This is a genomic window from Cloacibacillus sp. (genome assembly GCF_020860125.1).
Classification (GTDB): domain Bacteria; phylum Synergistota; class Synergistia; order Synergistales; family Synergistaceae; genus Cloacibacillus.
Genome location: NZ_JAJBUX010000106.1, coordinates 21,825 through 31,467 on the forward strand (window position 1 = coordinate 21,825; position 9,643 = coordinate 31,467).

General features: G+C 58.0%; 7 protein-coding genes. 2 read left to right on the forward strand and 5 right to left on the reverse strand.

The features are described 5' to 3' along the window. Positions 1–161: 161 nt before the first annotated feature. The 5 genes from LIO98_RS13345 to LIO98_RS13365 form a co-directional block, all read right to left on the reverse strand. On the reverse strand, positions 162–1,118 hold the full coding sequence (locus LIO98_RS13345) for an SWIM zinc finger family protein (protein WP_291958144.1): 957 nt from the start codon (positions 1,116–1,118) through the stop codon (positions 162–164). Then, on the reverse strand, positions 1,115–4,192 hold the full coding sequence (locus LIO98_RS13350; protein WP_291958147.1) for a DEAD/DEAH box helicase: 3,078 nt from the start codon (positions 4,190–4,192) through the stop codon (positions 1,115–1,117). Before LIO98_RS13350 ends, LIO98_RS13345 begins: the two co-directional genes overlap by 4 nt. Before the next feature lie 80 nt (positions 4,193–4,272). Next, positions 4,273–5,913: a nucleoside kinase gene (locus LIO98_RS13355; RefSeq protein ID WP_291958150.1), complete on the reverse strand. Its 1,641-nt coding sequence runs from the start codon at positions 5,911–5,913 to the stop codon at positions 4,273–4,275. Positions 5,914–6,290: 377 nt separating this feature from the next. Continuing rightward, entirely contained in the window at positions 6,291–6,854 is a 564-nt protein-coding gene (locus tag LIO98_RS13360; protein ID WP_363304430.1) for a peptidylprolyl isomerase, read from the reverse strand. Positions 6,855–6,984: 130 nt separating this feature from the next. Further along, positions 6,985–7,890, reverse strand: a complete 906-nt coding sequence (locus tag LIO98_RS13365; RefSeq protein ID WP_291958155.1) for a phosphatidylglycerol lysyltransferase domain-containing protein — start codon at positions 7,888–7,890, stop codon at positions 6,985–6,987. A 181-nt stretch (positions 7,891–8,071) separates the two neighbouring features. Between LIO98_RS13365 and LIO98_RS13370 the strand changes: the two genes are divergently transcribed. Then, positions 8,072–9,349, forward strand: coding sequence for a tetratricopeptide repeat protein (locus tag LIO98_RS13370; RefSeq protein WP_291958158.1), 1,278 nt, complete (start codon positions 8,072–8,074; stop codon positions 9,347–9,349). Between the two features lie 74 nt (positions 9,350–9,423). Next, positions 9,424–9,643: DEAD/DEAH box helicase (locus LIO98_RS13375; RefSeq protein ID WP_291958161.1), on the forward strand; the 220-nt coding region annotated here is incomplete at its 3' end.

Below are 9,643 nucleotides of genomic sequence, written 5' to 3' on the forward strand. Positions count from 1 at the left end.
AACAAAGTTATTTGCCAGGTTCTTTTATGCAACACTTCGCCTCCGCGGTTTCAAAAGCCGATGCTTCCATTCTAACACAGAGCCACGGCAAAATTAAACAAAACAGCCCCGCCATTATGAGCATTAATAAAAATGGCGCGCCCTGTCTCCCCGTCACCTGTTTATATCAGTTTCCGCGGCCTGCCGACCGGTTTTTTCTTTTCTCCCGTCAGTATTTCGCAGGCATATACCGCGGCGTGTTCGTAGAAGGGAGCCAGTGTCTGGCGGAAGGGATGTTCGCCGCGCCAGAAGGGGAAGTCGTTCATCACGTCGAGCGCGGCGGCGCGGCGGCCCTCCTGCTCCACGCGCTCGCAGGAGAACTCGCCGCCGCGGAACCAGTCTTCGCCGGCAGAGGGCTCTTCGTCGTGGATGACGGAGCTCATCTCCGCCGCCTCCGCTCCCCCCGAAAGCTCGCCCTCAGATACCCACTCGTAGTCCGCGCCGGACTCTTCCGCAAGTTCGCCCTCCTGGGCGTTCTCAAGGGTCAGCAGGTTTATAAGCGACTCTTTATCCAGGCCGCGCAGTTTCAGCAGCAGGAAGGGATCGTCTTCGAGCTCCTCGCCAAGTATCAGGAGAACCGCGATTATATGTTTACAGGGCGAGGCGTCGTCGGGACAGGTGCACTTGAAACGGCGCAGCGCCTCCCGCGTCGGGAACAGCGGCGTCCCCGCCTCCTTGAAGATCGTCTCGATCTCTTCCGGCATCTCCCCCGCCAGCAGCTTCGCGGCCAAAGCGGCGCTCTCCCGGAAACGGAAGAGTATCAGCTCGCGGGCCTCCGATGAGACCGTCTCGAAGCCGAAGCGTATCTGATAGGGCGTCTTACGCGAGCCTTGCACAAAGGCCGTCACCAGCCCCGGCTCCAACTGGATGTTGACGACCTGTCCCTTGCGGGCGTAGCTCTTGCCGCGCGCGAGCCTGCCGGAGTCGATACACCGTTCCATGACCTCGACCCAGCGGCGCGACCACCAGTTCGAGCCGTAGACGTGGCCGCGCGCCGTGCGCGACTTGATCCCGCACTTTGTCTCACGCGGCTTTCTATACTTATAAAATTTTTCTTCGCGTTCAAATGAAGACATCATATGTTGTCCACCGCCTCTCTCTCCAGCGAGAAGAGCTCGTGCAGGTCGCTGTCGCTGAGATCGGAGAGCCAGCTCTCACCGGTGCCGACAAGCATATTGGCAAGTTCCCGCTTCGCCTCGATCAGCGATTCGATCTTTTCCTCCAGCGTGCCTCGGCAGCAGAAATAATGCACCTGTACGTTGTTCTGCTGTCCGATGCGGTATGCGCGGTCGACGGCCTGCTGTTCCACGGCGGGATTCCACCAGCGGTCGAACATGACGACGTGGTTGGCGCGCGTGAGGTTCAGCCCCGTGCCTCCCGCCTTGAGCGAGAGGACGAAGAAGGGAGGTCCCTCTTCCTCCTCCTGGAAGCGCCGCACCATCTCGTCTCGCTTTTCACGCGGCACGCCGCCATGCAGGAAGAGCGCCTCGCGGCCGAAGGTCTCCTGGATGAATTTTTTGAGCAGTTCACCCATTTCGGCATACTGCGTAAAGATAAGCGCGCGGTCTCCCGCGGCAAGCATCTCTTCCGCGATCTCCGCGAGGCGCGCGAGCTTCCCCGAACGGTTGTCGATCTCTGATTTATCCTTCAAATACAGCAGCGGATGGTCGCAGATCTGCTTCAGCGCCGTAATCGCGCCGAGCACGACCCCCTTGCGCCTGATGCCCTCCGTGCCCTCGATCTCGCGTTCAAGCGAGGAGGTGACGGCGCTGTAGAGCGTCGCCTGCTCGCGCGAGAGCGGGCAGAACTCTTTGCTCTCGATCTTCTCCGGCAGGTCGCTGATGATCTCTTTATCGGTCTTCAGGCGGCGCAGGATGAAGGGGGCGGTCATGCGCCGTACCCTGTCCATCGCCTTCTTCTCCCCCGCCTGCACGGGGCGCAGTATCTCGCGCGAGAAACGCGCGCGGTTCGGCATGAGGCCGGGCATGAGAAATTCCATTATCGACCACATGTCGCCGACATGATTCTCCACGGGCGTGCCCGTCAGCGCGATGTGCCAGTCGGCGCGGACAGAACGCGCGGCGCGCGACTGGCAGGTGTCCGGGTTCTTGATATTCTGGGCCTCATCGAGGATTATCCCCGCCCATTCCACCTTTGAAAACAGCGAATTGTCGCGGTAAAGCAGCGAGTATGAGGAGATGACGAGCGTCTCCGCGAGGGCTTCGTCGGTGAATACATTCTTTTTGTTCCGCTTCATGCCGTGGTGTATGAGGGTCTTTGTCCCGGGAATGAAGCGCTCAGTTTCCCGCCGCCAGTTTTCCATAACCGAGGTGGGGCAGATAAGCAGTACGGGGCGGCGCTCACCCACAAGCCGCAGGTTCCTGATGAGGGCCAGGGTCTGCACGGTCTTGCCCAGCCCCATGTCGTCGGCGAGGCAGGCGCCCATTCCAAGCCGCACAAGCCGCGCGAGCCAGGCCAGCCCCTTCGCCTGATAGGGGCGCAGCTGCCCGGCGAAGCCCTCCGGAGCCGCCATCTCTTCAAGCGGTTCCGTACCGAGAAGCAGCGAACGGACGTTAGCGAGCCATGGCGAACCCGTCACCTCTGAGAGCGGCGCGTCCATATGCTCCTGCCGCAGCGAGGAGAGGAGCGCCTCTTTCCGTTCTATCTTGTCGGGAAGTTTTTTAAGCGCCGCCGTGATCTTCTCCACTTCGTCGCGGTAAAGGATCACCCAGCGGCCGCGGATATTGGTGAGCGGAGTCTTGAGCTCCGTGAGCATCACCAGCTCCTCTTCGGTTAGGATATCGTCGCCGAGCGCCACGGACCAATCTACGTCAAGCATGTCGGAGAGCTGCATCCTGCCGCCCGGCGCGAAGGAGTCCTCGTCGTGGAGGTTGGCGCGCACCGAGAGGCGTGGGCGGTCTGATATCTGTCCCCAGGTAGAGGGGAACTGCACCTGTATGCCCTGGTCCATTATCGAGGGCAGATGATTCTGTAAAAAGTCGAATAAATTATCAATCGTAAGATGACACTCGCAGGGATAGGGGACCTCCAGGCTCTCCGCGATGTACGGCACGCGCGTCGCGAGGTGCCCCAGTATCTGCAGCATATAGCGGCGCGGGTTCGTCTGCGTATGCTCGAACCAGCCGCGTTCGGCCTCCGCCGGGCTCCATACGCGCTCCGCCGGTATCACCAGGCTCGGGTCCTGCGTTGACTGGAGGTGCCAAGAGAGGGTCCAGCTCCGTTCCCCCTCGCCGATCGGCTCCTCAAGACGCATAAAGAGACGCCACGGCTGCGCGGTGACGGCCTTCAGCGAGTCGGCCCAGGCGCGAATCTGCGGATAGAGCGAGGCCATCTCCTCGTTCCACTTTATGAGCGGCGCTTTCTGCCAGATCAGCGAGCGCAGCCATATCTCATGTGGATTGCCGGCGTTGACCCGGCGTCCACGGTCCGCCGCGCCCTGCTGTGAAGAGCGAATAAGCATATCGGTCATGGATTCGAGCAGCAGCATCGCGCCCGCGTGCTTTGAGCGCGGAGCCTCAAGAGGTTCACCCGCCGAAAAGGCACAGAGCACCGGCGGCATCGCGGCCGCGAAGGATGAAAATTCGTCCTGGTATTTAGCGAGGATTATCGGTCTCCACTGGGAGACGAAGCTGTCGCCGTGGGGCTCCATATCGGGAATATAGGTCCCGCGCTGTACAAGCACCGCGGCGTATTCCAGCGCGCGGCACATAAATTTCAAATCGTCGGCAAAGAGAAGCCCGGGAAACGAAAGGCGTTCGCCGCTCTCGCGGATTATCCGCAGAAGCTGGGTAAATTCCGTGAAACTGAGGACAAGGGCCTCTACATAATAGGTGACGAGAGCCGGAGGCTCTCCTGAATCGTGGATCTCCCCCAGTATCGGGCTCGAGGGCAGCGGGAACTTTCCGCGCGCCGGCAGCAGCAGCGATACTGTAGGAGCCTCCTCCGCGGGGGCTTTGCGTCCGCCGCGGAGACCGAACGCCCGAAGTGCGGCGCGGAGCTGCGGCGGCTTCGCCCCCCACGGCAGCATGCGGCACCCCTCTTTTTCCCTGCTCCGCAGCCGCCTGTTTTCAAAAGAGCATTCGCCCCACAGATAAATCAGATCTTGTTCAAATGCCGTATGGAGAATTAACATAAAAAAACCTCGTTTACTGCCTTCACAGCCCTAAAAACACAAACGGGGACGACTAAAAAGATGCCGCGCCCTCCGGCATATCATTCGAAACAGCTGCCGCCGATAAACTCCCTCAAAACGGAGAGGTTCGGCACGTCGTCCGAGGGGATTACCGGAACATATTCAAGAAGCGACAAAAGACGCGTCGCCTCGCCATAGACGGGGGACTCCTCCTTCACCGTCTTCAGAAGCGGCGTGACGTAGCCCTTCAGCACCGGCACCTCGTAGGCCAGAGAGGTGTTGAAAAGCGTGTCGGCATATTCCTGATAGGGGAATATGTGGCGGTGCGAGCCGCGCACCACCGAGGGCCACTGCGCAAGAGTCGCCTCTGCGGAGTGACCGCGCGTCCGCGCGTCGCGAACCAGGCGGCGCAGCAGCCGCGTGTCCGTAGTACCGATGCGGTTGTGGAAATCTATATTGGTGCCCGTGAGCGGACAGATGAATATTTTATACTTTTTATCCGCGGGGATGCTCTCCGTGAGCCTTTCGTTGAGGCCGTGGATACCCTCGATGACGAGAAGCTCGTCCGGCGAAAGACGCATCTTGTACCCCTTCGTGCGCTTGCCGGCGATAAAGTCAAATTTTGGGATGTCGACCTCCTCGCCCGCGAGCAGCGCCGCGATCTGTTCGTTGATCAGCTCCAGATCAAGCGCCTCCAGCGCCTCGAAGTCGGGCTTTCCGTCACGGTCAAGCGGCGTGCGCTCTCGGTCCACAAAATAATTGTCAAGTTCAAGCGTCGCCGACTTTATCCCCGAGGAGAGCAGCTGCACGCGCAGACGGCGCGACGAGGTCGTCTTGCCGGAGCTTGAGGGTCCCGCGAGGCAAAGGAGCCTCACCTCGGGGCGCGCCTCGATCCGCGCCGCGGTGTTGCTGAGCAGCTTCGTATGCAGCGCTTCGCAGACCATGATCATATCGCGCGCGCGTCCCTCGGTGACCTGCTGATGGATACCGGCCATCGTGCTTATATCAAGATTCTTGAGCCAGTCGGTATGGCTGTCAATGAGCCGGAAGAGGCGCGGCGATTCGACAAAGGCCATCGTCTTCGTCGGATCGGCGAAGGTCGGCCCGGAGAGGAAAATCCCGCCGCCGTAGCAGCGCAGCTCAAAGGTGGGGGTGATCGCCGCGCAGTCGGCGAGCGCGCCTCCGAAGAAATCATATACGCCGCAGCAGTTGTAAAGGATGACGGGGTCGCTGCCGGTGAACTGGAGCAAATGCTCTTTATCCTCGTATTTCTGCGCGTGCATCATCGCGCGCGCCACGTCTATCGGGAAGATCTCGCGCATTATCGGCTCACACTCCGCCACCATCCGGCGCATCTCCGATTCAAGCTCGCGGCATAAATCCTCCGTGATCTCACCGTCGGGCGATTCATAATAATATGAATAGGACATCGACTGCGTGAGATGGAGGCGTATCCCCTTCAGCCGCGTCGCCGCCGAGGTGAGCAGGAAGGAGAGGGTGCAGATATAGACCTCGATGCCCTCTATGCTGTCCGTCGTGATGAACTCCACAAAAGAATCCATAACGATCTCCCACGACAGCGGCCGCTGCACGCGGTTGACGCGGCAGGCGACGACATTTTTCCTCTTCGGAAAATCTATCTTTTCAAGAGCCTCACGCGCGGTGACCGGCTTCTCAAATATAAGCGGATCTCTGTCCTTAAATTTTATCTCTATGCTCAAGCTGTTTTCCCCCATTTACTGGTGAATTGCCGGACATTAAACTTCATCTAAGCATTTTAACATAATCGAGGCGGAAGTGCACCACCCGCCGCGTTTTTTAATTACTTTCCCCTATTTTTTGTGCAAAACTAAAAAATACATAAATCCCGCATCCCCGAAGGAAATCGGCGTTTAGACGTGTTGGATGCTAAATAACCTGCCCCTGAGTACCGGAGCCGTATTTTAATACGTCGATTGCAAGGCAATGTCCCCGCCACAGGACGGGGACATTTTCAAATTATCAATATTGCCGCAGCATGCGGATGCGCCTGCCGCAGGATTTTATGGCCTTGTTGAGCTAAGTCAGCGGCGCGTATAAACGCCGATTTACGCCGATTTTATTTGATAATGACCTTCTCCATAACTACCTTTTTCAGCGGCCTGTCCATCGAGTCCGTCGGCAGCTTGCCGATCTTCTCTACGACGTCCATCCCCTCCACGACCTGTCCGAAGATCGCGTGCTTACCGTCTAGCCAGGGCGTCGGGACGAGGGTGATGAAGAACTGTGATCCGCCGGTGTTGGGACCGGCGTTGGCCATCGAGAGGATACCGGGCCTGTCGTGCTTGAGCCCCTTACCGAACTCGTCGGGGATCGTGTAACCGGGGCCGCCGGTACCGTTGCCCTTAGGGCAGCCGCCCTGGATCATGAACTGGTCGATGACGCGGTGGAAAGAGAGCCCGTTGTAGTAGCCCTTCTCCGCGAGGTCGACAAAGTTCTTCACCGTCTTGGGGGCAAGGTCGTTGAAGAGTTCAATTTTGAAGGCGCCGTAGTTCGTCTCAAAGGTGGCTACCTGACGTTTCGGCGCGGCCTCGGCGGCGTCGGCCGCCTCCGCCTGCTTCGCCGCGAAGGGGAACATCACCGCCGCGGCGACCATTGCGCTGAGTGCTAATATTTTCATCATCATAATCCTCCGTTTTTCGAGCCGCCGACCATACGCGCCACCCGCTTGACCGGCAGAAAAAGGCGCCGGAACGGGCAAAACGCTCTGATCGGAGGTCCCTTAGTTTTATCTTGGCAATTTTACCATATTTTTATATGAATTTTATTTTTACACGGCACTCCTTAAGGAACCCGACCGGCAGATATGACATCTTCGCCGCGCGCAACCCCGGGTCGTTCATATCCTCTTCGCGGTTGACGATCTCAAGCTCCGGATGAAGCTCGACGATATGCGAAAGGAACTCCTTGTTTATCACCTGATAGGCGGCACCGTACTCGAGGCTCGCCTTCTCATAATGGACGACGAGCATGTCGCCCACGAGCTCCCCGATAGTGTAGGCGACGATCTGGTCCTTTATCTTGACCACGCCTCCGCACAAATTGGGGATGCGGTGCCAGTTCTGCAGTATCTTCTGTATCCCATGGTTCTCCTGCATGAGCCCCGCCGTCGTGCCGCAGTTGTTCACCTGGCACCACGAATACTGGAAGTCCACCACCTCCGGCAGCAGAGCGTCCGTCATCGGCTCATAAACATAATCGTAGTTCTTTCGGAACTGGTTGACGCGGTTGCGTTTTTTCATATATTTATTTCCCGCGAGCGTCGCCAAATCCCGTATGTTGTAGAGGTACTCCCATGTGCCGCGGTCGTCCACCACCTCGACGTCCGCATTTCCGGCAAGCTCGGAACACCATATCTCGGCAAGTTTCTCGGGGACAAGGAAAAACTCCATCTCATCTCCGTAGCGCTCGCGCAGTATCCGCGGCCAGTCATCGCGCCGCCAGTTTCCCACCGGCGCGAGATCGGCGAGCCCCACATTGCTCTGGTGCAGCCAATAAAGATCCGTGCTTTCATCATAGGCGAGCTTCGTTCCGAAGTCCGCGCCCAAGCTCCATATCACCGGGAAACAATAGTCCGAGGTGCGCTGTTCGCACATATTCCAGTGTGCGATATATCTTGGCGCCTCTTCCAGCGTTATCTCCTGAAAATTCAAATCCAAGCAAATTACCTCCGAGGTGTTATTTACCTTTCTTGAAATTATTACTCAATACCGTAGATAAGAATATACGTTTTCTACGAAAACTGCCATAGCAAAAAAGCATATATCTGATAAAATTTTGTTAAATACGCGAGAGGCATGCGTGACATTATAACGATTATATTAAGGAAGGCACACATACATGAAAAACGAAGAAAATATTGACGGCGAAAATATAAAGTGTCCCGATATCGTACCCGAAGAGCAGAAGGGCATGACCGAAGAGGAGCTTGAATGGAGCGTAAAAAACCCGCCGCGTCCAAAGGTCCCGAAATATGTCTTTATCGCCCTGGCGCTGATCCTCCTCGTAGCCTTCGGCGGGGGAAGCTGGTGGTACTACAGGAAAAACGTGCTCCCTGAGAAATACTACCTGCGCGCCACGACGCTCATGAAAGACAAGCAGTATGCCAGGGCCGAGGAGCTCTACCGCCGGATAATGAAGATCCGCCCCGAGAGGCGCGACGTCCTCTACAACATCGCCTACTGCAAAGAGGAGACCGGCGAGACGGCGGAGGCGATAAAATATTATGAGGAGCACCTAAAAACCGCCAAAAACGACACCAAGGCGATGACGCGCCTCGGCTGGCTCTATATGAAGGGCGGCGAATATGAGCAGGCGCTTAAGTGGCTCAAGGAGGCGGCCTCCCGCGATAAAAAGAATGACGAGCTCTGGCGGCTCACCGCTGAGGCGGCGGTAAAGGCCGGCGACGGCGAGGAGGCCGGCAAAGCCTGGTCGCACATCGCAACGCTCTGCAAAGAGCCAGACAAGATCATGGCCTGCGGCAAGAAGCTGCTAGCGCTCAAAGATTACCGACGCGCGCTCGACGTATACGCCCTCGCGGCGAAGGCGGCTCCGGACGACAAGCGGCCGCTGCACGGAATGAGCGCCGCCAGGGCGATGCTCGGCCTGCCGACAGAGGCAAAATTCGTCATCAAGCCGGGAGAATCGCTCGGCCTTATAAAGCTGGACGCCTCCAAAGAGGAGGTCAAAGAAGAGATGGGCGGCAGAGCGCCCGACGCCAAGATTTTCGGCCTCGTCGGCGGCAAATCGATGATGGCCGACCACCCCGTCGAGATCTGGCTCTATAACGAGGGCGACCCTCAGCGTGAGCTGCGTGTGATATTCATCTCCGGCAAAGTCAACGAGATAGAGACCGCCTCGCCGCTCTACAAGACGGAAGAGGGGCTCGGCCTGTCAAACTTCCTGCTCGCGAAAAACACCGATAAGATAAAGTGGCGCAAAGAGGCGCGCAACAGCGCGCTGGTATGTCTGGCGAAGGGCGGCGGCCTCACCTTCTTCGCCTCCGGGCTCAACGAGGCGGGCACCGAGGCGAAGTACAAACGCCTGCGCGTGCACCACGGAGAGGTCAGCATCGACAACGTCGACGGCTTTTCGCTTATGAGGCTCGGCAGCAGATAAAAACACAAACCGGCCTATAACGCTTCCGCTTTTTACTGTGCTATACTCTTCCACGACAGGGAAGGATTAAATATATGGGACAGACAGAGCAGGCGCTTGAAGTTTTAAAAAAGGTATTTGGCTACAGCTCCTTCAGAAAGGGGCAGCAGGAAATCATCGAGGCCGTGACCTCGGGCCGCGACGCGCTCGGCATCATGCCGACGGGCGCGGGAAAGTCCCTCTGCTACCAGATCCCCGCGATCCTCGGCGGCGGCACCGCCATCATCATCTCCCCTCTTATATCACTTATGAAAA

Bases quoted from the DNA above. Each gene is read 5' to 3' on its own strand.
- LIO98_RS13345 (WP_291958144.1), bottom strand. From the start codon at position 1,118: ATGATGTCTTCATTTGAACGCGAAGAAAAATTTTATAAGTATAGAAAG.
- LIO98_RS13350 (WP_291958147.1), bottom strand. From the start codon at position 4,192: ATGTTAATTCTCCATACGGCATTTGAACAAGATCTGATTTATCTGTGG.
- LIO98_RS13360 (WP_363304430.1), bottom strand. From the start codon at position 6,854: ATGATGAAAATATTAGCACTCAGCGCAATGGTCGCCGCGGCGGTGATG.
- LIO98_RS13370 (WP_291958158.1), top strand. From the start codon at position 8,072: ATGAAAAACGAAGAAAATATTGACGGCGAAAATATAAAGTGTCCCGAT.